The organism is Gramella sp. KN1008 (assembly GCF_004332155.1).
Lineage (GTDB): Bacteria > Bacteroidota > Bacteroidia > Flavobacteriales > Flavobacteriaceae > Christiangramia.
Window position 1 is genome coordinate 317,393 of sequence record NZ_SJDV01000003.1, and the last position, 24,951, is coordinate 342,343.

Genomic DNA, 24,951 nt, shown 5'->3' on the forward strand with positions numbered 1-24,951 from the left:
ATTTATGAAGAGTTTTAATTTTCAGAATATTATCCTGTGTTTTTCTTTACTTATGTCTATGAACCTGATCGCCCAGGAGACGAATATCATGATTCGGGCCAAGGCGAAAGATGCGAAATTCATAGGAAGCTCAATTGGAGGAGCAAAGATCCTTGTGAAGGATGCGGTCACGGGAGAGATACTATCTGAAGGGGTGACCACTGGGAGTACAGGGAATACCGATAAAATAATGAAACAAGACTGGAAACGTAACCAGCCTCTTTCAGAAGATAATACGGCTGGTTTTAAAGCTATCCTTGAAATTGATAAACCGGTTTTTGTGACTGTTGAGGCTTATGCACCAATAAATAAGAGACAGGCCATGGTACTTAGCAGTACCCAACTCTGGGTAATTCCCGGGAAGGATATTACGGGAGATGGAGTAGTGCTAGAGTTTCCGGGCTTCGTAGTAGACATACTTTCACCTCAGACTCATGAAAGACTAGCGGCCTCAGATGAAGTTGAGATAAAAGCCAATGTGGTACTAATGTGTGGTTGTCCTGTGACCAAGGATGGGATCTGGGATGCTAATCAGTACGAAGTGAAAGCAATGATCACTAATGAAAAGGAAAATTCAGTAGAGCTTAAACTGGATCAGACAGATAAATCCAGTACTTTTTCTGCTACAACAAATCTTGAAAAAGGCTTATATGAAGTCCTTATCTATGCTTATGATCCGGTAACGGGAAACACAGGTGTAGATAAGACCAATATAATCGTCAATTAGGAGTTCAGTAAGCCGAGGGCTTCGATCGTTCTAAGAACACCATTCTCATTATTGTCATGACTGGTCACAAAATTGCTGGCCTCTATGATCTCTGGATGCGCATTTTTCATAGCATAGCTATGCCTGGCCACTTTCATCATTTCAAGGTCATTAAGATAATCACCAAAAACCAGTGTTTCTTCGGGTGAAATTCCAAGCTCCTCCTGGATGCCCTTTATGGCGTTTCCTTTATTCGCATCCAGTGCCGTGATATCAATAAAGACCTTTGCAGCTATAGCTACTTTGTACCTATCAGTGTAATTAACGAAGTGGGGAAATGTGTTATCTTCAACTCCATTGAAGTTACACAAGGTCACTTTTAAATACGTGTCATCTACTTTAGTAAGATCATCAACCACCTGGAGCCTTTCATAGAACTGTGAAATTTCGTCGAGGAATGCCTTCTCACTTATCTCTACATAGGCAGAGTCTTTTCCGCAAAGGACCAGGTAAGTGTTCTCGAGTTTTCTGCCCATTTCAATGAACTCCAGCGCAGCTTTTTTCTCGATTGGGTTTACATACAATTCTTTGCCTTTGTGAGAGACATAGGTTCCGTTTTCGGCAAAGAACATGGTGCGGTCCTTGATTTTTTCAAATTTGGATTCCAAATTGTAAAACTGCCGACCGCTGGCGATAGAGAATAAAATACCTTTTTTGGTGAGTTGTTCTTCTACCTCCCAGAAATCCGGATGTAACTCATGATTATCATTCAACAGGGTTCCGTCAACATCGGTTACAATAAGTTTTATCATAATTGGAAAATTTCAAAAGGCAAAAATATAGGATTTTAGTTTCCTGAATTTTAATTAGAGATTAAATTTTCGAGTAGGAGTATAAAGGAATCCTATGTTTCCGGTAGTAACAATGAGAAAATGAATTAAAGGAATGATACACGCAATTAGAGCAGGAAAAGATCAGTGATGCCACTCACAATGGCAATGAGGATGGCAAGCCATATAGAAGCCCAGAAACCCCTGGTCTTGAAATCTTCGGTAAGTTTATCGGCTATTTCGATCACGATTGTAAATACTATAACCCGTGAAATAAAACCGATACTTAGAAAATAAAATATTCCGAGATTTGCCAGTGCCAGGACCACATCGATGGACCAGCTTAATAAAAAACTGAGTATTCCTATGGTGCAGGCAACCACGGTAGCGGTACTGGATCCTTTAACTTCTACACTGGTCATTAGCCTCGCGGCAATAAGTAGGACTAGCGCATCTACCAGCACATGGGTCACCCAATGAAGCATATTTTTTGGTTTTGAGTTAGCAGCTTTTACTAAGATAGAAAATGAAGTGAAATATTCTTACTTTTCACTTACCTCATTTTAACCGGGCCTGGAGCGTGCGTGGTTTCTTTTTTAATAAAACTTCCCAAAGCGCTTTGAAGTTTGCCAGCTTTTCCCTTTGCTTTAGACGGTATTCGGTTTGATAATGTCTTTGGTCCGCTACAAAACCATTATACTCAAAACCCAGATTTGAAGCAATAAAAAGAGTTCTGGGAAGATGGAAAGCCTGTGTAACTACAGTCGCACTTTTAATGCCGAAGAGTTTCCCGGCCCGGTACATGCTGTCGTAGGTATCCAGTCCTGCATGGTCTGAAGTGATCAGATTTTTTTCTATTCCTTTTTCCTCAAGATATTTTACCATTGCGGCCACTTCGTTATAGTCATCCGATCGATGATCACCGGTAACCAGGAAGTTCTTAACCTTTCCACTTTCATATAGCCTGATGGCCGTATCTACTCTGTCCTGAAGTATTGGAGAGAGTTTACCATCAGCATGAACGCTGGCTCCAAGGATGATCACTGTTTCAGAAGTGGGAATCCTCGAAATATCTTTGTAGATAAGTCCCGCTGTCTGTCGTTGAAAAGTAGCTTCAAGACCAAGAACAACAAAGATTATCAGTATCAAACCGATGACCGAAGCAAGAATTATTTTTTTAAGGCGCTTCATGATTGACTGATGATTATATGATCGAAGATAACCATAATAATTGGATGTATTAGTTTAATTTATGCGCTAACGTCTTTGTAAGTATACACATTGTGTACATTTGTAAAATATTATCCAAGGTATACTATGAGTAATATAAAAGCTTTAAACTGGCGTTATGCCACCAAGAAATTTGATGCATCGCGAATACTTACCGATGACAAGGTAGATGTGTTGAAACAAGCTTTCAACCTTACTGCGACTTCCTATGGCTTGCAGCCACTGAAAATGATCGTGATCTCTAATAAAGAGCTTCAGAAAAAGTTGCGCGAGTTCTCCTGGGATCAGAAACAGGTTGATACAGCTTCTCATCTTCTGGTAATCTGTATAGAAAATGAAGTGGATGAGAAGTTTATAACTGATTATTTCAGGCGGGTAAAACATGTAAGAGAGACACCTGATGAGATACTGGAACCCTTTCAGAATTCTCTGGTAAATGATTTTAAAGCCAAAGCTAAGGAAGAGATCGAAGCCTGGGCTATAAATCAGGCCTACCTGGCATTAGGAACCCTTCTTACCGTGTGTGCGGCTGAAGAGATCGATGCCTGTCCCATGGAAGGTTTTCAACCAGATAAATATGATGAGGTTCTGAATCTGCATGAGAAAAACCTTAAATCTGTCCTTGTATTACCTGTTGGTTACAGGGCAGATGATGATATGTTCTCCAGATTCAAAAAAGTAAGAAGACCTCTTGATGAGGTTATTATCGAAATCGATTAATAATTGACATATTCGGTGATCTCCAGGCCGTAGCCAATCATTCCCACTCGTTTGGTATGTTCGCTATTGGATAACAGTTTTATTTTATGGATCTCAAGGTCGTGGAGTATTTGTGCTCCGATCCCAAAATCCTTATTATCCATTTTTACAGGCGGAGCCTTTACTTCTCCTTTTTTTTGTCCCTCCTTAAGGTCAGCAAGACGGCTTAAAAGATTTAACCTCTGGGTTGCGGGATTGATAAAGACAATCGCTCCACGGCCCTCATTATTTATAGCCCTGAACATATTGTCCAGTTTCTTGTCGGCATCGTTCGTTAAGGTTCCAAGGATATCGTTATTGACCAGGGTAGAATTTACCCTCACCATGATCTCTTCATTAGGTTTCCAGTGACCCTTGGTCAGGGCTATATGAACCTGCGAATTAGTGGTTTGTTTATATGCGCGGAGTCTGAATTTTCCAAATTTGGTCTCTACATCAAAATCCTCTTTCTTTTCGATAAGGGAATCATGTTGCATCCTGTAGGCTACAAGATCTTCAATTGAAACGATCTTAAGGTCGAATTTTTTGGCTACTTCAAGTAACTGCGGAAGTCTCGCCATAGTTCCATCTTCGTTCATTATTTCAACAATAACGCCTGCGGGTTCAAAACCGGCGAGTCTTGCAAAATCTATGGCAGCTTCGGTATGACCTGTTCTTCTTAATACCCCACCTTCCTTGGCCTTAAGCGGAAATATATGGCCAGGCCTGTTAAGGTCCTGAGGATTGGTTTCAGGATCTATGAGAGATTTGATGGTCTTGGCCCTGTCCGCCGCTGAAATTCCTGTTGTGACCCCCTTTCCTCTGAGGTCTACGGAAATAGTGAAGGCAGTTTCCATGGGATCGGTATTATTACCAACCATCATGTCCAGTTTCAGTTCGTTACAACGGTGTTCAGTAATGGGAGCACAAATGAGACCGCGACCATGGGTAGCCATGAAGTTGATCATTTCAGGCGTTACTTTTTCGGCAGCAGCCAGAAAATCCCCTTCATTTTCGCGATCAATATCGTCTACCACGATGATCACTTTTCCATCCCGTATATCGTCAATGGCTTCCTGAATACTGTCCAGTTTAACCGAATACTGATTGTTTTCAACCTGCGCCATAAGATCAATTTTGTGGCTGCAAAGATATTTATTCTGATTTACTTTTATCCTTGATAAGCCCGGCTTTTTTGAAGAGTTTCTTGAAAGGCTCGATAAAGTTATCGAATACGAACAATCCCTGATCTGTTGTAGCCCTGTAAGTAAGATAAACGCCAAGGGGGAGCATGATCCAGGTAGACAGCCAGGTGGCTACAAAAGCGCTTACACTACCATCTTCGGCTGAGTTCTTCGCAAAAATCCCAATAAAGTGATAGGTGAGAAATAGAAGGATGGCCACCACTATAGGAAGCCCGATCCCACCTTTCCTTATAATAGCACCCAGGGGTGCACCCACAAAGAACAATACGATGCAGGCTACTGCCAGTACGTATTTTTCATGCAGGGCTATCTCGAACTTATTTATCTGCTTGATATTTACCTTGAATTCCTGCTTCTTCATGGCCAGGTGGGCAACGGCAGAGTTGATGGTTCCCAGTGCCAGATTAGCGATTTGGGCTGCATCGTAGGTGTTATAATGGGATAGAAGGCCATCTTCAAAAGCGACCGTAGTATCTTTGGTCTTCATATTAGTAGAAAGGGTCATAACACCAGAGCGTCTGTACATATCTTTTCTGAACTGCTCCATTCTGGTGTTATATGAGACCGAAAATGAATCTATACTTTCATCCAGCTCTGAGATCTTGAGCATTCCATGATAGGAGGTGGTACTTTCATCTTCAAGGTCTACCTTGTTGAAATCAGACAGATCTATATTGATCACGTACTCGTCAAAATAACTTTTCGTAAATGGTTTGTCCTTTCTTTTCTCGTAGTCACTGGGCTGGATCTCATCGTAATAGTTTCCTTCTTTCAGAATAAGCGATAGCACATCAGAATCTGTGCTTCCCACCAGCTCACCTTTTTTAGCCTTTATTACCGTATGGTTGCCACCATTAACCGTCTTCTGGTGAATAATAACATCGGTAAGAAACTGATCATTTTCCCCGCTTTTATCTTCAACCTTAATGTTGAAGGTTCCAATGTCATTGAAAACACCTTCGGTGATCGCCATTGCGGGTTTGAGCTGAGCGATATTTTTTCTGAGGTTTATCGATTTAAATTCGGCGGCGGGAATCACATTATTCGCGAAAAAGAATGCTACCAGGCTTACTAATACTATAAAAAATGTTAGACTTCGCATCGCTCTTTGAAGGGAGATGCCCGAAGATTTCATCGCTGCGAATTCGTAGTTTTCGGCAAAAGTTCCGAAGGTCATTATAGAGGTTAGCAGGATGGTGAGCGGTAATACAAGAGGTACCAGTTTAGGTGAGAAGTATAGCAGGAACTTCATGATCACTTCTACATCCAGGTCTTTACCAGCAAGTTCACCTATGTACAGCCAGATCGTCTGGAGTACAAAGATGAACATGAGTATAATAAAGACCGAAAAAAAAGTTTTTAGAAAACTGGTTAGTATGTACCGGTCAAGTATTTTCAATTTAATCTATTCGATTGATATAATAATCGCTGTAACGAGCTTCGTCAAAGGTAAACAGATTTTTCGCGAGTGGCTGATCTGTTTTAAAGCTTTTCACGGTAATCGTGATCTTGGTTCCGTTATCCTGTGTCTGGATTAGGTTATAGATGTGTTTAGTTTGTTTGTCTATTCCCAGAAGTATATTCTTGATCTCTGCATTACTGTCTTTTGGAGTAAGTTTTACATACTGAATCTCACGCCCCTTTACACTTTGTGTAATATCCATCTCATAATTATAGCCTTCTTCGTAAAAACTGAACATTTTTGAAGGGGTGATACTATTGCTGTCTTCTTCTACGTAGCTTGAGATATTGATCTCTTCATCTTCAGGTATGATCGTGTAGATCTTTTTTCCATCAAACATCTGTGTGGTGCCCATAAGGTTTAAAACATACTTCTCTCCATCTATACTTACATCTCCTCGGGCTTCCTGACTCACATTCTCTGCCGTGTTCTCCAAAGCATACTTGAACTCTATCACCATGTTATCATATGACTGAACCTTGGATGATACTTCATTCAAAAGTTTTTCAGCTTTCTGGGAGCTTTGTGCCTGAACATTGAAAGACAGAATTGCGGCCAGGATGAATACTAATTTTTTCATTTTGATTTTTTAATTGTTTGGTTCTTCATTTAAAAGTTGCTCTAAAGCCGCTAAATCTGTTACTAAAACCTGTCTTGCCTTACTTCCTTCAAACGGACCAACGATGCCTGCGGCCTCCAGTTGATCTATTATCCTACCTGCGCGGTTATAACCAAGTTTTAGTTTCCTTTGAAGCAATGATGCCGATCCCTGTTGGGCTGTCACGATCACTTCGGCGGCTTCACGGAACAGTTTGTCCCGCTCGCTCACATCTATATCAACTCCTGTGCCACTTTCCTCACTTTCGTAGGCAGGCAGGATATGTGCATCGGGATATGCTTTTTGCGACCCAATGAACTCGGTGATCTTATCTACTTCCGGGGTGTCTACAAAAGCACACTGAAGCCTTTTAAGTTCATTTCCCTGAGTGAACAACATATCTCCGCGGCCAATAAGTTGATCGGCTCCCTGGTTGTCCAGGATGGTCCTGGAATCGATTTTTGAAGTAACCCTGAAGGCGACCCGTGCCGGGAAGTTAGCTTTAATGATACCGGTTATCACATTTACCGAGGGTCTCTGGGTAGCGATGATCAAATGTATGCCTATAGCACGTGCCAGCTGAGCAAGCCTCGCAATTGGTGTTTCCACTTCCTTGCCAGCAGTCATGATAAGGTCGGCGAATTCATCTACCACAAGCACGATATAGGGCAGAAACTTATGGCCATCGTTAGGATTAAGTTTTCTTGCCTTGAATTTGGTATTATACTCCTTTATATTTCGACACATGGCATCCTTGAGTAGCTCGTAGCGATTGTCCATTTCAATACAAAGGGAGTTAAGGGTATTTATCACCTTGGTGTTATCGGTAATAATAGCCTCTTCAGTATCGGGTAATTTTGCCAGATAATGTCTTTCGATCTTATTGAATAACGTAAGTTCGACTTTTTTAGGATCTACGAGTACGAACTTAACTTCTGCCGGATGTTTGCAATAGAGCAGGGAGGTAAGTATAGCGTTAAGTCCTACAGATTTACCCTGACCTGTTGCACCCGCCATTAAAAGGTGGGGCATCTTTGCAAGGTCCACCACAAATGTTTCATTGGAGATCGTTTTTCCCAGAGCCATTGGAAGTTCCATCTCGGCATTCTGAAACTTAGGCGATGATATTACTGAACGCATGGAAACTATACTGGCATTCTTATTAGGAACTTCTATTCCTATGGTTCCGCGGCCAGGGATAGGAGCGATGATCCTTATACCAAGAGCAGATAGGGAAAGGGCTATATCGTCTTCCAGGTTCTTGATCTTGGATATTCTTACTCCGGCTTCTGGGATTATTTCATAAAGGGTTACGGTTGGTCCAACCGTAGCCTTTATTTGTGCGATATCGATCTTATAGTTCTTGAGGGTATCTACAATTCGATTTTTGTTTTCCTCTAACTCTTCCTGGTTTATCGTAATACCTCCCCCATAATCTTTGAGAAGATCTACAGTAGGAAATTTATAGTTTTTTAGTTCAAGGGTAGGATCAAATTCACCAAAATCGCTAACCAGTTTTTTGCTAAGATTATCTTCCTCCTCTTCTTCGGGTGCTGCTTCAACTTCCATGGATACATCCTCTTCAGTTTCATCAGAAGCTTCTTCTTTTCGGGGAGCTGCTTCCGGTTCTTCTTTTGTATCGGGATCATAAAGATCTATACTTTTTGGTTCTTCCTCCTGAACGGTTGTAATAGTTTCTTTTTTCCAGTCTATTTCTTCGTCGGTTTCTGCAACATTGGGTGGATGCTGCTCAAAGGCATCCTGAAGTTCTTTTTTTCCATTTCTGAAATAGGAACCGATCATTTCGGGTGTAATTTTCAGCCGTATGGCCAGGTACGCAATAAAGAGGAATAACAGAAGCAGGGTGGTACCAAAGAAGCCCAGGTAATCCTGAAGAAAATCGTTCATTTCAAAACCAATCCTTCCACCTAAAAGAGCATTGCTTTCAGCAAAAAAACCGAAGAAGACCGAAAGCCAGATCATTACCAGAATACCCCAGAACCAGAATTTTTGAAGATTGGAACTTTTAAAACCAAAGAAAAGGTAGATCCCGCTTAAAAAGATCAGAAAAGCAATGGTGAAAGATGCGATCCCGAAACCCTTATAGATAAAAAAATCACTTACTGCGGCTCCGAATTTGCTAAGCCAGTTTCGGGCTTCTACTTCCCTGTTAGCAAATTCATTAAGAACGCTTTGATCTGCCTGCCAGTTAAAGAGGAAAGAGATAAAAGCAACGATAAGCGCAAGACCAAAAAGCATCAGAAAACTACCTAAGACCACTTTTTGCTGGCGGTTCAGCTTAAGCGATAAATTCCTTTTTGTTTTGGTGGTTTTCCTGGTCTTAGATTTCTTTTTGGCCATAAATAGGTTAAAGGATTTCGGCAAAAATACAAATTAGGCTTTTCCAAATTAAGGAAAAAACTTCAATTTTAGAGCTTCTCCTAATTGTGAAAGTACTTCAGGATAGAAAACTGGAGATTATTTATTTTATTGCGAGGAGATCTATGGGAAAATATATGGAAGATAAATAAACCCGGCAATTATTACAGCGATCAGCGCCGCGATGAAGACCGAACCTGCCGCTACATCTTTAATATGGCCAATTTTACTGTGGAAATCGGGGTGCACAAAATCTGCCATGGCTTCTACTGCGGTATTTAGACCTTCGGCAGACATCACCAGGCCAATTGCAAAGAACTGAAGAATCCACTCGATTCGGGTAATTTCAAAATACCAGCCTGCAATGCACACCAGGATTGAAATTACGAACTGTACCTGGATGCTTGGCTCATGTTTTAATAATAACCATGCTCCTTTTATAGCATAACCTCCTCCTCTAATTCTTTTTCCGAGGAAACTGTTCTTCATTATAATAGTGTTTTCAATGCGGCAAGATAATCTGGCTCGTTATCTATATTTGAAACCTGCTCTGAGTAGATCACGTGGCCATTCTCATTCAAAACTAACACTGCTCTTGAAAGAAGACCTTCCCAGGGACCATCAATCATTTCCACTCCATAATCCTTACCGAAATTTCTTTCTCTAAAGTCAGACAAATTAACAATATTTTCCAGATTTTCACTTTTAGTGAACCTTTGCTGGGCGAAGGGGAGGTCCCGTGATATACATAGTACGCTAACATTTTCCAGTTCGGCCGCCTTGTTGCTGAAATTTCGTACAGATTTGGCGCACACACCGGTATCTATACTTGGGAATATATTCATGATAAGCCTCTTTCCTTTAAAATCTTCCAGATTTACGATAGAAAGCTCTTGGTTAATTAGTTCAAAATGTGGTGCTTTTTCATCCAGGGAAGGAAGACTGCCATAGGTGGTTACCTTTTCACCTCCAAATTCAATTATCGCCATAACAATTGGTTTATCAGAAACATAAATTTAGAAGATTGTGAATGGCTTATTACTAAAATTTTCATAAAACAATAAAAGGCTGTTTTCCTAAGAAAAACAGCCTTTTCAATTTGATTCAAAAGGAATCTAGCGGTCTATTGAGCCTAGAACCTTTTGGGCAAAACTATTGGCAGCATCCCTTTCCGGGGTACCATCCTGTATCATTTTATGAACTTCCACAGCGCCGCAAAGATTGGTAAGCAATTCACCTATTACGTCCATTTCTTCTTCAGAAACCGAGCGGTGTTCGGTGAAATTTTCTAGCACCTCTATGGTGTGCTCCAGCTTTTCAACCTCATTGTTCTTCTGCAGATGTCTAATTACTGGTAACTTCATCAACTAAGTTTTTTAGCTGGTCAAACTTATTTGTTTGAACCTGATTTTTAAAACTTCCATTTTTGAATGTTGCGAAGGTTGGCAGGTTATCTACCTTGGCCAGTTTTCTTGATTCCGGGAATTTCTCGGCATCTACCAACACGAATTGCGCATTCTCATGCTCAGAAGCCAGTTTTTTGAATTTCGGCTTCATAAGTCGGCAGTTACCACACCATCCGGCCATATACTGAACCACTACGGTATCGTTGCTACTTACTAATTCGCTTAAGTTATCCTGATCTAATTCCTTAATCATAGCAATTTTTTATTTAGTTTAAACTTAGGTAGTTCGCAACACCTTCTCTGTCGGCGTTCATCGCTTCCTTACCTTCTTCCCAGTTTGCAGGACAAACTTCTCCTTTTTCCTGTACGTGGGTGTAAGCATCAATAAGTCTAAGGAATTCGTTTACATTTCTTCCAAGTGGCATATGGTTAACACTTTCGTGGAAGATAGTTCCTTCTTCATCGATAAGGTAAGTTGCACGGTAAGTTACGTTATCTCCCTCTACAGTTAATGCTCCTGTTTCCTCATCGTAAGTTTCGTTCATGATATCAAGGATATCAAGTCTTGAGCTTAGATTACGGTTAGAGTCTGCAAGGATAGGATAAGTAACGCCTTCAATACCACCATTATCTTTTGGAGTATTTAGCCATGCAAAATGAACCTCAGGTGTGTCACAAGACGCTCCGATCACCATAACATTCCTTTTTTCAAACTCTTCAAGAGCTTTTTGAAAGGCATGAAGTTCTGTGGGGCAAACAAAGGTGAAATCTTTTGGGTACCAGAAAAGCAATACTTTCTTATTGTTCTTCTGAGCTTCTTCCAAAACGTTTATTTTGAAAGTGTCTCCCATTTCGTTCATAGCGTCTACGCTAAGATTTGGAAATTTTTTTCCGACTAAAGCCATATTGTTAGATTGTTTTTAATTAAACTTTTTCTCTTTTTCTTCGGGTACAAATTTATAAACTAAGCTCGTTTTTTAAACCTGTGAAAATTCTAAAATTTTATCGTCTAATAGGATTTGATTATAGCTTATGTCAATTTCAATAAGAGGATTCTATAATTGTCAAATTATCAGGTTTTTACCAGCTGTTTTGAAGATTTCTCAATATTATTTACTGCTCAACATTTTAATTTTTATTCGGAAAGCTGCGAACAATAAGGTCATGAACGGACTCATATAATTGAAAAAAGCATATCCGGCATAAGAAAGCACAGGCACTCCCAGTACTCCACTATGATAAGCTCCACAGGTATTCCATGGAACGAGCACTGAAGTAACTGTTCCTGAATCCTCAAGACTACGGCTCAGATTCTCAGGTGCAAGGCCTTTGTCTTTAAATGCTTTGGAGAACATTTTACCCGGTACCACAATCGCAAGATATTGATCTGAGGCCGTAACATTCAGCGCAAGACAGCTGAACACGGTACTTGCAAATAACCCAAAGGTGGTATGAAAAAGATTTAGTAAAGCTTTACTTATTGTTGAAAGAGCGCCTATAGCTTCCATAATTCCGCCAAATACCATCGCGCAGATGATCAACCAGATGGTTCCAAGCATCCCGGCCATTCCACTTGCCGCAAAAAGGTCGTTCAATGCTTCAGAATCTGTTTCCACGGCGGTATCTACCGTGATGGCATTCATTATGCCTTTATAGCCACTAATAAAATTCAGTTTATCCATTCCGCTTACCGCCAGCACAATATCCGGCTGGGCGATCAATGCGGCAACAGCTCCCAGCAAAGTACCTATTAATAGGGCTATTAAGGGGGAGGTTTTTTTAACGATGAGGTAAATAACTATTACCGGCACCAGGAACAACCATGGGCTAATATTAAAAGACGCATCGATGGAATTCAAAATATCTGTAGTGTCTGTGGCGCCTTGAGTATTTATATTAAGACCTATAATTATAAAAGCAATCAGAGTTATGGTAATTGTGGGAACCGTAGTAAGTGCCATATACCGGATATGCGTAAAGAGGTCAGTTCCTGCCATGGCCGGTGCAAGATTTGTAGTATCGCTTAGCGGAGACATCTTGTCTCCAAAATAGGCTCCCGAAAGTATTGCTCCTGCCGTCATTCCCAGCGAAATATCTAGTGCGTCTGCGATGCCAATCAATGCGATTCCCACAGTAGCCGAGGTTGTCCAGCTGCTTCCTGTTGCCAGCGAGATCACTGAACAGATTATAACACAGGCCGCCAGAAAAATGGTAGGATTCAGAATCTGAAGTCCATAATAGATCATGGTAGGAATTATACCGCTTATCAGCCAGGTTCCGGCCAGTGCTCCAACCATAAGAAGTATAAGGATGGCTCCCGCTGTGCTCTGGATATTACGGGCCACCTCGTCTATCATATCATCGAATTTCACCTTGTTGAAAAATCCAACGATCGCCGCAACTGCTCCTCCCATAAGGAGTATGAACTGGTTTGAACCGCTTAAGGCGTCATCACCATATACAAAAACATTGAAAGCAAGCATCCCTATAAGGGCAATAACAGGAATGAGAGCTTCCCAGATATTCAATTCTCTGTTCTCAATAACTGGTTCATTTTCAGGATTAGCCGTAGAGTTTTCCATGCAGTGATTTTAAAAAATGAAACCTCACAGGTTTCCGAACCTGTGAGGTCTTTTTATTTTTAATATTAAGAATTTTCCATTTTAGTCGCGTAATTTTACGACTTTCGGCTTAATCCTGCAAAATTTTAAACCATTTCGGTATTAAGAACGCCAACTTCTACCATACATTCCTTCATCATTTCATAGGTTCTTTCAATATCATTATCCAGGCCTATGGAGAAACGGATAAGGCCGTCACTTAATCCCATTTCTTTCTGTTCCTCTTCAGGAATCTCTGAAGAAGTTGAAGTTCCGGGTGCGCTGAAAAGGGTTTTGTAAAAACCAAGGCTTACTGCAAGATATCCCAGGTTGCGCTTCTGCATAAGTTCCATAAGCTCATTAGCCTTATCAAGAGAACCTACATCTATGGTAAGCATTCCGCCGAAACCATAGGACTCATTCATCAGCCTTTTGAAGGTCTCATGACCCGGGTGGGATTTAAGTCCGGGATAAACCGTCTTAAAACCGTCTTCCTGGAATTTCCTTGCCAGGGACATCGCATTATGGCTGTGCTGCTTCATGCGAATGTGAAGCGTTCTCAGGTTCTTAAGTATAGAGGCTGCTCTAAGGCTATCCATGGTTGGGCCTAGCAACATGGCTGCCCCATCATTTACATTTCTAAGATCGTTGATAAAATCCTTTGTTCCGCAAACTACGCCACCTACGGTATCACTGCTACCATTAATGAATTTTGTCAAACTGTGTATCACCACATCAGCTCCTAGTTTTGCAGGGCTAATGGAAAGGGGTGAAAATGTATTGTCTACTACTAGTTTCAGGTTATTTAATCCTGCTATTTCTGAGAGTTTTTCCAGGTCTGCGATCTCCAGTAGCGGGTTGCTAACGGTTTCACAATAGAGCACTTTAGTATTTTTCTGAACCGCTGCTTCTACTGCTTCGGTTTTTGTAATGTCAACAAAAGTGGTCTGGATGCCGAACTTTGGTGCGAAATTTTTCAGAAACGCATAGGTTCCTCCATATACTGTCCTGCTGCATACAATATGGTCGCCGGCATTGCATAGTTGCATGAGTACCGAGGTAATAGCTCCCATTCCCGATGCGGCAACATTGGCAGTTTCTGTACCTTCCATTGCGGCAAGTGCCTCTCCAAGATACAGGTTGGATGGTGAGGAGTGCCTGGAATACAGGTAACAACCTTCAGCATTCCCCTCGAAGGTATCGAACATGGTCTTTGCTGAAAGGAAAGTATAGGTGGACGAATCGGAAATAGACGGATTCACTCCACCAAATTCCCCAAAATATTGTAGATCCTGAATGCGATCTGCTGGCTTATATTTCATAATGAATAGCTTTAATCTTCAAAATTGAAGAGAAATGGTTGTAAAAACAATGATATTCATCAGTTGCAGAAAATAAAACTACCTAATTACATGTCTATGGATTATAAATCTATTTTTGCCATGAATATTTCTTTGATAGTGAAAATTTATAACCGATGAAAATTGATAATCTTGATAAAAGGATACTTAAGCATCTGCAAGCAGATAGTAAAAAGACCAATAAGGAGATCTCAAACGATCTTGGACTTTCGGTCACAGCGGTTTACGAACGAATTCGGAAAATGGAAAGAGAAGGTGTGATTTCTAAATATGTGGCGATCCTGGATCCTGACAAGATTGATAAAGGTTTTATGGTGCTTTGCCAGATCAAACTCATTCAGCATAAGAAAGATTTTTTAACCCGATTTGAGAAAGAGGTTACAAGTCTTCCGGAGGTGATTGAATGTTTTCATGTGAGTGGTGATTATGATTATATTTTAAAGGTCCTGGTCAAGGATATGGATGCTTATCGTGAATTTATGGTGACGAAGCTTACAACCCTGGACCATATAGGTAGTACCACGAGTATTTTTACTATTAATAAAGTAAAGGAAACCACAAGTATTAGCCTGTAGTTCTTAAATTTTTATCAACTGAGTAGTCTTGCATTGGTCATTGTAGAGAATAGTCGTACTTTTACGGTCAATTTGTTAAAAAATCAGTAAAACAGACAATTATGAGTACATATGATGTTGCAGTTATAGGATCAGGACCCGGTGGATATGTAGCCGCCATTCGTTGCGCCCAGCTGGGTATGAAAACTGCGATCATAGAAAAATATTCCACGCTTGGTGGAACATGCCTTAATGTTGGGTGTATTCCAAGTAAGGCGCTTTTAGATTCGTCTCACCACTATCATGATGCGATTGCACATTTTGAAGAGCATGGGATTGAAATTCCTGGTGAGGTAAAACTGAATCTTGAGAAAATGATGGAACGTAAAGCTTCTGTGGTAAGCCAGACTTGCGACGGGGTAAAGTTCCTTATGGATAAAAATAAGATCGATGTTTATGAAGGAGTGGGTTCATTTAAAGACAAAACTCACATTAACATCGATAAAGACGGTGAAACCCAAACCATCGAGGCGAAAAAGACAATTATTGCCACGGGTTCCAAACCGGCTAACCTTCCTTTTATCGAACTGGATAAGGAAAGGGTGATCACTTCCACTGAGGCTTTAAAGCTGAAGGAAGTGCCAAAGCATATGATCGTGATTGGAGGAGGAGTTATAGGGCTTGAATTAGGACAGGTTTACCGTCGTCTTGGGGCCGAGGTGACTGTTGTAGAATTCCTTGACAGGATTATCCCAACGATGGATAGTGCCCTGTCAAAAGAACTTCAGAAAGTATTGAAGAAACAGGGAATTAAATTCCATACCAGCACCAAGGTAAAATCGGTTGAAAGAAATGGTGATGAGATCACTATTAAAGCCGATGACAAGAAAGATAAGGAGATCGAGTTAAAAGGAGATTACTGTCTTGTTTCAGTTGGGCGCCGTCCTTATACAGATGGACTGAATGCTGAAGCTGCCGGTGTGAAGCTTGATGATAAGGGTAGGGTTGAAGTGAACGATCATCTTCAAACAAACGTAGAAAATATTTATGCTATTGGAGATGTGGTTCGCGGAGCCATGCTTGCTCATAAAGCTGAAGAGGAAGGCACCATGGTCGCAGAACTTATAGCCGGACAGAAGCCTCATATTGATTATAACCTGATTCCGGGTGTGGTTTATACCTGGCCTGAGGTTGCGGCGGTAGGAAAGACTGAAGAACAATTGAAGGAAGAAGGGGTGAAATACAAAGAAGGTAAATTCCCCATGCGTGCCCTTGGTCGCTCCAGAGCCAGCGGAGACATTGACGGACTTGTTAAGATCCTTGCTGATGAAAAGACCGATGAGGTGCTTGGAGTTCATATGATAGGAGCCAGAACAGCAGATCTTATTGCAGAAGCGGTTACCGCGATGGAGTTCAGGGCATCTGCCGAAGATATTTCAAGGATGAGCCATGCGCACCCAACCTATGCCGAGGCTGTGAAGGAAGCTGCACTGGCAGCTACCGAGAACAGGCCGTTGCATATATAATTTTGACAGATCTTACGATGGAGCCTGTGCTGAGCTTAGTCGAAGCACTTGGGGTTACCAGAGATTAACAATAATAAAACCACCCAATTCGGGTGGTTTTTCTTTTAAATATGGTCATCCCGAATTTATTTCAGGATCTAATTTTAAGTGTAATAAATCACTTTATCCTCGATGAGTTTATCTCGATATCGGCTCCCTTCCAGCTCTTAGTCAGAAGTTGTTCCATTCTTTTTACATTTTCCTGGTCGTTCAGGTTTTCGTAGGCCAGTCTAATTCCGTGCTGAGCCCAGCCGTTCTTAGGAAGTCGCCTTAAGTCTTCTTCATAAGTGGCAATTGCTTCTTCATATTTTCCTGCTTCGATCTGGACTGCACCCAAATGATGCCTTACTGAAAAGAACCAGTCTGGCGGCTCATCATAGTTAAGGGAATCTTCGATCTCTACGGCTTCTTTCAGTAAAGCGATGCTTTCACCATATTTCTCCTGATTTGCCAGGATCTCTGCTTTTAAAACTCGTTTAGCGATCTGCATTAAAGTGGAAACCGAGTTGATTTCCCAGATGCTTACTTCTTCCAGACTTTCATCTTCAGAAAGCTTTTCTAGATTTTCCAGTTTTTTTACGGCATTTTCAAGGTCATTATTTGCCATATATGCCATTCCCTGCGCGTAATTCTTAACTGCTTTCAAATAGGGCAGATCATAAGTCTTAAATTCTGAATTTATCAATTCGTTCCAGCGCCCCAGTTTTACCTGTACATATAATGGAATTGAATAGTAATGCTGAAGGGTTCCCCATCCAGGTTCTTTCATAAGATCCGGATGTACATGTGCCGATAATTTATTGGCACCGATCATGGCCCATTCACTATTCCCTTCCAGCGTAGCTGTGGCTGCGAGAAAATGATAATTATGCGGATAGTAGGCCAGGGGATAGGCTCCCTGGGCATGGCAGGCGCTTACATAAATACTGTCAACCTCTACCGCTCTGATATTTGCAATTGTACCTTTATGATATTCCCCGGTTCTTATATAAACATGTGAAGGCATATGTACCAGATGTCCTGAACCGGAGACAAGTCCGTCATCAAAGGCTTTTGCCGCAGCATTTGCCCTTTCCGGAGTATTTGAAGCTTCTACAGCATGAATATAGAAATGGTTGGCTCCGGGATGTTTTGGGTTCTTCTTTAGAATATTTTCAAGCAATCCAACGATCTCCTGGGTCCATTCTTTTGCTTTTCCCTGCTTGTCAAAAAGGTCCCATGGATGGAGATCCATAATGGATTCGGCATACATTGCCGCAATATTTTCATCATCCGGATACTCTTGGTGAACTTTTTTCATTGCCTTGCTGTAAGCAACATCGAACTTGCTTCTGTCTTCCACCGGTTCCTTAACATATCGCTGCGCCATGGCGTTGATTAAAGCCATTTCTTTTTCAGAGTTTGATCCTATTTCCCTGGCTTTTTGAATAGCATCATAGGCACGCTTATAATTATCAGCTTCCATCCCGGCATTATAATTAGGTCCCAGGACATAGGCATATCCCCAGTAACACATGGCGCATTCAGGATCAACTTTAGTCGCATAATAAAAGGATCTGGCAGCTTCAGCATGATTGAATCCGTAGGCCAGCACCAGCCCCTGATTGAAATATTGCTGAGCTTCCGCACTCTTTGTCTGGATAGGGTAATTAACCGCATCCAGACCTTCAAATAATGGAGCCTTATTATCAGATTTGTACCATTCTGCATCGCTAACCTGTGGAGCGCAAGCATATTTGCTTTCCGGAGGTTCCTGTATACTTATCTTTTCCGGTTCTTTTTCAGGATTCTTACAGGCAAAAATTAAAAAGAGAAGAACCATGAATGTTTTTGCCTTCATGATTTGATATTTTGGTTAGAAAAAAATTGGGGGGAGAACCTTATAAAATTACAAAAAAGAGGATGAAAATTTATGATTTTCGAATGAGAAGATTCATTAACTTTAATAAGTTAAATTTTAGAAGTTATGGGAAAAGATAAATCACCTTCAAAGAACACGGCCAAGAAAGAACCTGTGCTGAGTTTAAAGGAAAAACGTGCGGCCAAAGCAGCGAAAAGAAAGAATAGAACGTAATTTTTTCAGGTTATTTATGATATATTTATCGTATAACCGGCATTAAATTCCTTAGCAGGCATCAGTTCAATGATGCCTGCTTTATTTTTCAGAATCTGATCGGTTCCTTCTACATCTGCAATTCCAAGCCAAGGCTCAATGCAAACATAGGGAGCGCCTGGTTTAGCCCAGATTCCCAGGTTTTTGAAATCCGAATACTTTACTGATAAGATCTTTCCATTCTTTTTGCTTACCAGATCAGCTTTCTTAGCGGGAATATCTTTAAAAATGAGCGCATCATCCTCAAAAATATCCTCTGTTAACTGAATCTTTTTCTCGTTTTCCAGAACGGGTTCTGTTTGTTCGCTTACCAGGCCTTCGTCATTTAGAATATATTTTTTCAATTCCATTTCGCGATCAAATTCTATGGAATAGTCGCTGATCTTTTCTCCTTCAAAAAGACAAATGTTGAAGGCCGGGTGACCACCCAGGGAGAAATACATTTCCCGGGAATCCAGGTTGATGATATGGTGTTTTACCTCCAGCGATCTTCCTTTTAGGTTAAACTCGATTCTGAAATCGAATTTGAAAGGGTAAATTTTCAGACTTTCTTCAGAATAGATCAGTTCAAAAATGAGTCGGTCCTCAGCTTTTTCTTTAAGTCTTACATCTTTGTTATAGCGAATAAACCCGTGTTTCGGCATTTTATATCCTTCACCCTCATGAAAAAACTTGCCATCTTTCAGGATCCCTATAACCGGAAAAAGGTTGGGGGCATGGCTGGGCCAGATCTCCGGATCGGCCTGCCAAATATGTTCAGTCCCTTTTTCCTTGTTTATCAGGTTGCACAACTCAGCTCCGGTTTCCTGAACTGCGATCTTCAAAAATTTATTTTCTAGGGAGTGCTTTTTCAAAATGCTTCAATTTTTTTCTAAAGTTACAATTCTTACCAAGGGATTAAAACCCAAATAAACTCAACTTGTAATTTTTAGGTATTTTAGACAAAAATTCTGTGGAAATGAAAAATATTCTGGCCTTTGCGGGATCTAATGGTAGTGTTTCAATCAATCAGCAGTTACTGGAAAATATTACCGGTCGTATTCAGGGACATCATATTAAAATGATAAAGCTAACCGATTATCCTCTTCCTATTTATAGTCGGGATATTGAAGTAAATGAAGGAATTCCTGAAAATGTAAAGAAGCTAAAAGAACTTATAGATTCTCATGATGCGCTGGTTGTAGCGGTTAACGAACACAATGGGGCTTCTTCTGCTTTCTTCAAGAATAATATAGACTGGTTGTCCCGACTCAAACGAAATTTTCTGGAAGGAAAACAGATCCTCCTTTTTAGTACTTCGCCGGGAAAAAGAGGGGCGAAATCTTCTTTGGAATATACCCGCCATATTTTTGCCCGTTTCGGCGGACAGGTGATCGAGAGCTTTAGCTTTCCTTCATTCAGGGATAATTTTGAGGAGGGACAGGTAATTAATGAAGTTCTGGATATGGGAATTGAAGATGTGCTTACTACCTTTGCCCATCAAATTGAGAATTAAGTGCGCACTTCCAGAATTTTTCCTTTAGATAAGCATTCAAAATTTAAAGAACAGTTGCTTATATGGGGTAGTCAGTTTCATGAAATCGCCTGGCTTGATAGCAATGAGTATGAATTGAAAACAGGAGAATATGAGGCCATTCTTGCAGTAGAGGCTTTTACGGCTATCAAGACCGATCATGTTGATGCATTTGATAAACTAAAAGAATATCAGGAAACCACGGCCGACTGGATCTTTGGCTACCTGAGCTATGATCTTAAAAATGATGTGGAGGACCTTAGATCTTCTAATTTTGATGGACTCCATTTTCCCGACCTGTATTTCTTTCAGCCACAAAAACTGATCTTTCTAAAAGATGATAGGATTGAATTTCATTATCTGCGAATGGTCGATGATGAAATTGAAGTAGATTTTCAGGAAATATGCGGAATCCAGGAAGAAGCTGGAACGGGCAGACATTCAATAAAGGTGAAACCACGTATCTCTAAAAAGGAATACAGAGATAAGTTGGATACCATGTTAAGATATATACACCGGGGGGATATTTATGAGGCTAATTTTTGCCAGGAGTTTTTTGCTGAAAATGTTGATATCAATGCACTGGATATTTATCGTTCTCTGAATAAAATTTCCACACCTCCTTTTGCGGTTTACCTGAAGCTTGAAAATTACAATCTTATTTCGGCTTCTCCCGAGCGTTATCTAAAGAAAAAAGGAATGGATCTTTTATCTCAGCCCATTAAGGGAACTGCAAGGCGTTCGGATGATGTAGAAGAAGATCTGTGGATCGCTGCCGAACTGGAAAGCGATCCCAAAGAGCAATCTGAAAATGTGATGATCGTTGACCTGGTAAGGAACGATCTTTCCAGAATCGCTGAAAAAGGTAGTGTTCAGGTAGATGAACTATGCAAGGTTTATACTTTTAGACAGGTGCATCAGCTTATTTCGAGCGTGACCGCAAAGCTGGCTGATGGTATCCCGCCGGTTGAAGCCATACGGAGTAGTTTTCCCATGGGGAGCATGACCGGGGCACCAAAGATCTCGGCCATGAAGATCATAGAGGAGTTGGAAGAATCCAAAAGGGGACTTTACAGCGGAGCTGTCGGCTATTTTACTCCCAATGGGGATTTCGATTTTAATGTAGTAATAAGGAGTATACTTTATAATTCGTTAAACAAATATTTGTCATTTTCAGTAGGTGGTGCGATCACTGCAAAATCTAACCCAGAAAAGGAATATGAAGAATGTCTTCTCAAGGCCAAAGCGATGCGCGAGGTACTAACTAACTTATAAGGATTTTAAATTCAATTTTAGGTTCATCAATTAAAAAGGAAAAAGTACATCTCTTCTGAGTCAATTTAGGTGGGGTCTTTCGTATATTTGGTGTGCAATGGAAAAAGCCTTCAAGAATCTGGTAAAGACCGAATTTCCCTTTTTGTGCGGAAGTAAGTTATTGCTGGCAGTTAGCGGTGGAGTAGACAGTGTGGTGCTTGCCCATTTATGCCACGATTCAAAACTCGATTTTTCCATAGCTCACTGCAATTTCAATTTACGTGGTGACGAAAGTGATGGTGATGAAAGCTTTGTGGTAGATCTTGCAGACTCTCTGGATGTGGAGGTCTATACTCAAAGTTTCGATACTCAGAAATATGCCGAATCCAGGGGGATTTCTGTGCAGATGGCTGCACGCGACCTTCGATATGGGTGGTTTGAGGAACTTAGTGCTTCCGTGCATTTTGATTATACACTTACTGCGCATCATGCCAATGATAACCTTGAAACCTTTCTTATCAATCTCATTCGGGGTACGGGCCCGGAAGGACTTACAGGCATAAAGAGGGAAAATAATGAAGTGATAAGACCCTTGCTGAGTTTCAGCAGGGAAGAGATCGAAAGCTTTGCCAGAGAAAGACATTTTAAATGGCGGGAAGATAGTACAAATGCTTCTGATAAATACATGCGGAACAAGATAAGACATCAGATAGTTCCAGTTATGCAGGAGATTAATCCACAGCTTCTGGAAGGTTTTGCAAAAACACAGGAGCATCTTAGAGAAAGCCTGGACCTGGTTGAAGATTATATAAGCCTGTTGTATCCAAAGATTGTAGAGAAGGACGTTTACGGATATTCTCTAGATGTGGAATTCCTTAAAAAGGTTCCTAATCCGAAACAGCTCCTTTACCAGTTATTAAAATCTTTTGGATTTACTGAATGGAACGATGTATATGATTTATTAACAGCACAAAGCGGTAAGGTTGTCTATTCAGATTCACACCGGTTGATCAAGGATCGCCGTAAGCTTTTACTAACCGAAAGAAAAGAGAAATCCCTGAATAAGGATTACAGTATTGAGGAAGGTGAAAACCTAGTGATGATACCTGGCCTGGGAACCCTGCATATAAGTGAGGTTGAAAAAATGGGACGTCTTTCAAAGAGCTGTATCTATGTTCCTCAGCAAGAACTAAAATATCCACTGGTCATTAGAAAATGGAAGAAAGGTGATTTCTTTTATCCCTTTGGAATGGATGGCAAGAAAAAACTGAGCGATTTCTTTAAAGACGAAAAATTCTCTCTTCCTCAGAAAGAAAATACCTGGATCCTATGTTCAGGAAAGAGAATAGTTTGGATAATAGATCACAGAGCCGATAATCGTTTTGCCGTTAAACCATCAGATTCCCGGATCCTGAAGATCTGCGTGAGTTAGATTTTTACCTGAAGGTCAGCAGTAGTGAGGTATTTATCGTAATCGGCAATTTTCTTTTAGCTTTAAAGGGCTAATTTCTATCTTTAGGAACTTTAAAAAAAACAGCCCCTAATGAAAGTATTCAAGATCTCCCTGTTTACTGTGTTTATTTTTCTGGTTTTTATCCCGGTAACTGCACAGACGAAAACAGGCTATGATGTAAAGGAACATTACACCAAAATGGAAGTTGATATTCCAATGAGGGATGGAGTGAAACTTCATACTACCATTTATTCGCCAAAAGATACCTCGAGGGAATACCCAATTCTAATGCAAAGAACGCCTTATAGTTCCAGACCTTACGGAGAAGATCAGTTCAGGTCCAAGATAGGGCCAAATGAGATCCTTATGAAAGAAGGGAATATCATAGTATATCAGGATGTTAGGGGACGATGGATGAGTGAAGGGAAGTATGATAATATGCGGGGCTATATTCCAAATAAAAAAGGTGACCAGGTAGATGAAGCGAGCGATACTTACGATACTATTGAATGGCTGGTTAAGAATGTTGAGAACAACAATGGCCGGGTTGGAACCTGGGGGATTTCCTATCCCGGATTTTATTCCACCTATTCGTTGCTTAGCGGGCATCCTTCCTTAAAAGCAGCATCACCCCAGGCAAGTATAGGAGATTTTTTCTTTGACGATTTTCATCATAACGGAGCCTATTTGCTTAGCTACTGGAGGGCAACCACGGTTTTTGGTTACCAGAAAGAAACCCCGGTAGACACGGCCTGGTACTCTATTCCCGACCTGGGAACTGAAGATCAGTACCAGTTCTTCCTGGACGCAGGTCCGCTAAGCAATCTTGACCAATATTATAAAGAAGATAATGAATTCTGGCAGCAGCTGAAGAAACATCCAAATTATGATGAATTCTGGCAGTCCCGGGGCATCGTTCAGCACCTGAAAGATGTGGAACCAGCGGTAATGATTGTTGGTGGTCTTTTTGATGCTGAAGACCTGTATGGTCCATTCGCAATCTACAAGAATATAGAAGAAAGCGGTGATAACTTCAGCAGTATTGTTTTTGGTCCCTGGAGTCACGGGGACTGGGCCAGAGAGACGGGCAGGCAGTCTGTTGGGAATGTGTATTTCGGGGATAGTATTTCCACACATTTTCAGCGGGATTATGAAACCGTATTCTTCAATCATTTTCTGAAGGGAAGTGGGAAAGGGGAACCAGACCTGCCCGAAGCACATATCTATGATACCGGCTTGAGAAAATGGAATAATTATTCAGAATGGCCTCCAAAAAATACTAGAACAAAAACCTGGTACCTCGGGGATGATCAGAAACTTGTTGAACAGCCTTCCGATAATAAGGAAGAATTCATCAGTGATCCCGAAAAACCTGTATCATATAATAATGAGATAAAAATGGTCTTTACTCCGCGGGAATATATGACAGGAGACCAGCGATTCGCCGCCAGGAGGCCCGATGTACTGGTATTTGAGACCGAAGTCCTGGAAGAAGATATGAAACTGGTTGGGCCGATTGAAGCTATGCTGAAGGTGGCGACAACGGGAACTGCGGCCGACTGGGTCGTGAAAGTGATAGATGTTTATCCGCCCGATGCCGAAAATTACGAGGAAACTATGCCGCATCTTAAAATGAGCAATTATCACATGATGGTGCGAAGTGAGGTCATGCGAGGGCGGTTTAGAAATGGATTTGAAGAGCCTCAACCTTTCGAGCCAAATAAAAAAACAGAGGTAAACATTACCTTGCAGGGTATTAATCATACCTTTAAAAAAGGCCACAAACTGCAGATACAGGTCCAGAGTACCTGGTTTCCGCTGATAGACCTCAACCCTCAAACTTATGTGGAGAATATTTTTGAGGCAGAAGAGGAAGATTTTAAGAAACAGACCCATACGGTATATGGTGACTCTGCTGTCAAATTTTTATTATTAGAAGAATAGA

General features: G+C 40.9%; 24 protein-coding genes. 8 read left to right on the top strand and 16 right to left on the bottom strand.

The genetic code is table 11. From position 1 onward, the window contains the following. The first annotated feature begins 4 nt into the window (after positions 1–4). Positions 5–766 carry a hypothetical protein gene (locus tag EZJ28_RS07300; protein WP_131396382.1) on the top strand — a complete coding sequence of 254 codons (762 nt, stop codon included), beginning with the start codon at positions 5–7 and terminating at the stop codon, positions 764–766. Here EZJ28_RS07300 and EZJ28_RS07305 read toward each other — a convergent pair. The 3 genes from EZJ28_RS07305 to EZJ28_RS07315 all read right to left on the bottom strand — a co-directional run bounded on the left by EZJ28_RS07305 (position 763) and on the right by EZJ28_RS07315 (position 2,766). Further along, the gene (locus tag EZJ28_RS07305; protein ID WP_131396384.1) at positions 763–1,557 is read right to left on the bottom strand and encodes an HAD family hydrolase; all 795 of its coding nucleotides are present in this window, start codon (positions 1,555–1,557) and stop codon (positions 763–765) included. The two genes, EZJ28_RS07300 and EZJ28_RS07305, sit on opposite strands and share 4 nt — an antisense overlap. 146 nt (positions 1,558–1,703) lie before the next feature. Then, the gene (locus EZJ28_RS07310) at positions 1,704–2,060 is read right to left on the bottom strand and encodes a phage holin family protein (protein ID WP_131396386.1); all 357 of its coding nucleotides are present in this window, start codon (positions 2,058–2,060) and stop codon (positions 1,704–1,706) included. A 73-nt stretch (positions 2,061–2,133) separates the two neighbouring features. Continuing rightward, entirely contained in the window at positions 2,134–2,766 is a 633-nt protein-coding gene (locus EZJ28_RS07315; protein ID WP_131396388.1) for a vancomycin high temperature exclusion protein, read from the bottom strand. A gap of 126 nt (positions 2,767–2,892) precedes the next feature. Between EZJ28_RS07315 and EZJ28_RS07320 the strand changes: the two genes are divergently transcribed. Continuing rightward, a complete protein-coding gene (locus EZJ28_RS07320; protein ID WP_131396390.1) occupies positions 2,893–3,525 on the top strand; it encodes an NAD(P)H-dependent oxidoreductase in 633 nt (210 codons plus the stop codon). On the opposite strand, the gene ribB is transcribed toward EZJ28_RS07320, so the two are convergent. The 11 genes from ribB to EZJ28_RS07375 form a co-directional block, all read right to left on the bottom strand. After that, positions 3,522–4,670 carry a 3,4-dihydroxy-2-butanone-4-phosphate synthase gene (ribB, locus tag EZJ28_RS07325; protein WP_131396392.1) on the bottom strand — a complete coding sequence of 383 codons (1,149 nt, stop codon included), beginning with the start codon at positions 4,668–4,670 and terminating at the stop codon, positions 3,522–3,524. The two genes, EZJ28_RS07320 and ribB, sit on opposite strands and share 4 nt — an antisense overlap. A gap of 28 nt (positions 4,671–4,698) precedes the next feature. After that, positions 4,699–6,147, bottom strand: coding sequence for an LptF/LptG family permease (locus tag EZJ28_RS07330; protein ID WP_131396394.1), 1,449 nt, complete (start codon positions 6,145–6,147; stop codon positions 4,699–4,701). 1 nt (position 6,148) lies between these two features. Then, positions 6,149–6,790, bottom strand: coding sequence for an outer membrane lipoprotein carrier protein LolA (locus EZJ28_RS07335; RefSeq protein ID WP_131396396.1), 642 nt, complete (start codon positions 6,788–6,790; stop codon positions 6,149–6,151). A gap of 9 nt (positions 6,791–6,799) precedes the next feature. Then, positions 6,800–9,169, bottom strand: coding sequence for a DNA translocase FtsK (locus EZJ28_RS07340; RefSeq protein ID WP_131396398.1), 2,370 nt, complete (start codon positions 9,167–9,169; stop codon positions 6,800–6,802). A gap of 141 nt (positions 9,170–9,310) precedes the next feature. Then, a complete protein-coding gene (locus EZJ28_RS07345; protein WP_131396400.1) occupies positions 9,311–9,676 on the bottom strand; it encodes a diacylglycerol kinase in 366 nt (121 codons plus the stop codon). Beyond that, complete coding sequence (gene tpx / locus EZJ28_RS07350) at positions 9,676–10,176, bottom strand: thiol peroxidase (RefSeq protein ID WP_131396402.1); 501 nt, start codon at positions 10,174–10,176, stop codon at positions 9,676–9,678. The genes EZJ28_RS07345 and tpx overlap by 1 nt, the downstream gene beginning before the upstream one ends. A 126-nt stretch (positions 10,177–10,302) precedes the next feature. Next, entirely contained in the window at positions 10,303–10,551 is a 249-nt protein-coding gene (locus tag EZJ28_RS07355; RefSeq protein ID WP_131396404.1) for a DUF6952 family protein, read from the bottom strand. After that, the gene (locus EZJ28_RS07360; protein ID WP_131396406.1) at positions 10,532–10,846 is read right to left on the bottom strand and encodes a co-chaperone YbbN; all 315 of its coding nucleotides are present in this window, start codon (positions 10,844–10,846) and stop codon (positions 10,532–10,534) included. Before EZJ28_RS07360 ends, EZJ28_RS07355 begins: the two co-directional genes overlap by 20 nt. A gap of 13 nt (positions 10,847–10,859) precedes the next feature. Beyond that, entirely contained in the window at positions 10,860–11,498 is a 639-nt protein-coding gene (locus tag EZJ28_RS07365; RefSeq protein WP_131396408.1) for a peroxiredoxin, read from the bottom strand. Positions 11,499–11,702: 204 nt separating this feature from the next. Continuing rightward, positions 11,703–13,175: a Na+/H+ antiporter NhaC gene (gene nhaC, locus EZJ28_RS07370; protein WP_131396410.1), complete on the bottom strand. Its 1,473-nt coding sequence runs from the start codon at positions 13,173–13,175 to the stop codon at positions 11,703–11,705. Positions 13,176–13,300: 125 nt separating this feature from the next. Further along, a complete protein-coding gene (locus EZJ28_RS07375; protein ID WP_131396412.1) occupies positions 13,301–14,515 on the bottom strand; it encodes an aminotransferase class I/II-fold pyridoxal phosphate-dependent enzyme in 1,215 nt (404 codons plus the stop codon). 155 nt (positions 14,516–14,670) lie between these two features. On the opposite strand from EZJ28_RS07375, the gene EZJ28_RS07380 reads away from it, so the two are divergent. Then, positions 14,671–15,129 (top strand): Lrp/AsnC family transcriptional regulator, encoded by a 459-nt coding sequence (locus tag EZJ28_RS07380; RefSeq protein ID WP_131396414.1) that lies wholly within the window; start codon positions 14,671–14,673, stop codon positions 15,127–15,129. Between the two features lie 101 nt (positions 15,130–15,230). After that, entirely contained in the window at positions 15,231–16,634 is a 1,404-nt protein-coding gene (gene lpdA, locus EZJ28_RS07385) for a dihydrolipoyl dehydrogenase (protein WP_131396416.1), read from the top strand. A gap of 157 nt (positions 16,635–16,791) precedes the next feature. On the opposite strand, the gene EZJ28_RS07390 is transcribed toward lpdA, so the two are convergent. Together EZJ28_RS07390 and EZJ28_RS07395 are read right to left on the bottom strand one after the other, a co-directional pair. After that, positions 16,792–18,513, bottom strand: a complete 1,722-nt coding sequence (locus tag EZJ28_RS07390) for a M48 family metallopeptidase (protein WP_131396418.1) — start codon at positions 18,511–18,513, stop codon at positions 16,792–16,794. A gap of 248 nt (positions 18,514–18,761) precedes the next feature. After that, complete coding sequence (locus EZJ28_RS07395) at positions 18,762–19,640, bottom strand: aldose 1-epimerase family protein (RefSeq protein ID WP_242670085.1); 879 nt, start codon at positions 19,638–19,640, stop codon at positions 18,762–18,764. Between the two features lie 104 nt (positions 19,641–19,744). Here EZJ28_RS07395 and EZJ28_RS07400 point away from each other — a divergent pair, with 104 nt between their 5' ends. The 4 genes from EZJ28_RS07400 (at position 19,745) to EZJ28_RS07415 (ending at position 24,950) form a co-directional block, all read left to right on the top strand. After that, positions 19,745–20,281, top strand: a complete 537-nt coding sequence (locus EZJ28_RS07400) for an NADPH-dependent FMN reductase (protein WP_131396422.1) — start codon at positions 19,745–19,747, stop codon at positions 20,279–20,281. Next, the gene (pabB, locus tag EZJ28_RS07405; protein WP_131396423.1) at positions 20,282–21,574 is read left to right on the top strand and encodes an aminodeoxychorismate synthase component I; all 1,293 of its coding nucleotides are present in this window, start codon (positions 20,282–20,284) and stop codon (positions 21,572–21,574) included. A 97-nt stretch (positions 21,575–21,671) separates the two neighbouring features. Beyond that, complete coding sequence (gene tilS, locus EZJ28_RS07410; RefSeq protein ID WP_131396425.1) at positions 21,672–22,985, top strand: tRNA lysidine(34) synthetase TilS; 1,314 nt, start codon at positions 21,672–21,674, stop codon at positions 22,983–22,985. Positions 22,986–23,096: 111 nt separating this feature from the next. Then, positions 23,097–24,950 carry a CocE/NonD family hydrolase gene (locus EZJ28_RS07415; RefSeq protein WP_131396427.1) on the top strand — a complete coding sequence of 618 codons (1,854 nt, stop codon included), beginning with the start codon at positions 23,097–23,099 and terminating at the stop codon, positions 24,948–24,950. The last annotated feature ends 1 nt before the right edge of the window (position 24,951 follow it).

What these genes read in the sequence shown, in the direction of transcription:
- EZJ28_RS07400 (WP_131396422.1), top strand. Translation starts at nt 19,745, where the DNA reads ATGAAAAATATTCTGGCCTTTGCGGGATCTAATGGTAGTGTTTCAATC.
- lpdA (WP_131396416.1), top strand. Translation starts at nt 15,231, where the DNA reads ATGAGTACATATGATGTTGCAGTTATAGGATCAGGACCCGGTGGATAT.
- EZJ28_RS07380 (WP_131396414.1), top strand. Translation starts at nt 14,671, where the DNA reads ATGAAAATTGATAATCTTGATAAAAGGATACTTAAGCATCTGCAAGCA.
- EZJ28_RS07355 (WP_131396404.1), bottom strand. Translation starts at nt 10,551, where the DNA reads ATGAAGTTACCAGTAATTAGACATCTGCAGAAGAACAATGAGGTTGAA.
- tpx (WP_131396402.1), bottom strand. Translation starts at nt 10,176, where the DNA reads ATGGCGATAATTGAATTTGGAGGTGAAAAGGTAACCACCTATGGCAGT.
- EZJ28_RS07340 (WP_131396398.1), bottom strand. Translation starts at nt 9,169, where the DNA reads ATGGCCAAAAAGAAATCTAAGACCAGGAAAACCACCAAAACAAAAAGG.
- EZJ28_RS07305 (WP_131396384.1), bottom strand. Translation starts at nt 1,557, where the DNA reads ATGATAAAACTTATTGTAACCGATGTTGACGGAACCCTGTTGAATGAT.
- ribB (WP_131396392.1), bottom strand. Translation starts at nt 4,670, where the DNA reads ATGGCGCAGGTTGAAAACAATCAGTATTCGGTTAAACTGGACAGTATT.
- EZJ28_RS07345 (WP_131396400.1), bottom strand. Translation starts at nt 9,676, where the DNA reads ATGAAGAACAGTTTCCTCGGAAAAAGAATTAGAGGAGGAGGTTATGCT.
- EZJ28_RS07300 (WP_131396382.1), top strand. Translation starts at nt 5, where the DNA reads ATGAAGAGTTTTAATTTTCAGAATATTATCCTGTGTTTTTCTTTACTT.
- EZJ28_RS07315 (WP_131396388.1), bottom strand. Translation starts at nt 2,766, where the DNA reads ATGAAGCGCCTTAAAAAAATAATTCTTGCTTCGGTCATCGGTTTGATA.
- EZJ28_RS07310 (WP_131396386.1), bottom strand. Translation starts at nt 2,060, where the DNA reads ATGCTTCATTGGGTGACCCATGTGCTGGTAGATGCGCTAGTCCTACTT.
- nhaC (WP_131396410.1), bottom strand. Translation starts at nt 13,175, where the DNA reads ATGGAAAACTCTACGGCTAATCCTGAAAATGAACCAGTTATTGAGAAC.
- EZJ28_RS07365 (WP_131396408.1), bottom strand. Translation starts at nt 11,498, where the DNA reads ATGGCTTTAGTCGGAAAAAAATTTCCAAATCTTAGCGTAGACGCTATG.
- EZJ28_RS07360 (WP_131396406.1), bottom strand. Translation starts at nt 10,846, where the DNA reads ATGATTAAGGAATTAGATCAGGATAACTTAAGCGAATTAGTAAGTAGC.
- tilS (WP_131396425.1), top strand. Translation starts at nt 21,672, where the DNA reads ATGGAAAAAGCCTTCAAGAATCTGGTAAAGACCGAATTTCCCTTTTTG.
- EZJ28_RS07390 (WP_131396418.1), bottom strand. Translation starts at nt 18,513, where the DNA reads ATGAAGGCAAAAACATTCATGGTTCTTCTCTTTTTAATTTTTGCCTGT.
- EZJ28_RS07415 (WP_131396427.1), top strand. Translation starts at nt 23,097, where the DNA reads ATGAAAGTATTCAAGATCTCCCTGTTTACTGTGTTTATTTTTCTGGTT.
- EZJ28_RS07320 (WP_131396390.1), top strand. Translation starts at nt 2,893, where the DNA reads ATGAGTAATATAAAAGCTTTAAACTGGCGTTATGCCACCAAGAAATTT.
- EZJ28_RS07375 (WP_131396412.1), bottom strand. Translation starts at nt 14,515, where the DNA reads ATGAAATATAAGCCAGCAGATCGCATTCAGGATCTACAATATTTTGGG.
- EZJ28_RS07335 (WP_131396396.1), bottom strand. Translation starts at nt 6,790, where the DNA reads ATGAAAAAATTAGTATTCATCCTGGCCGCAATTCTGTCTTTCAATGTT.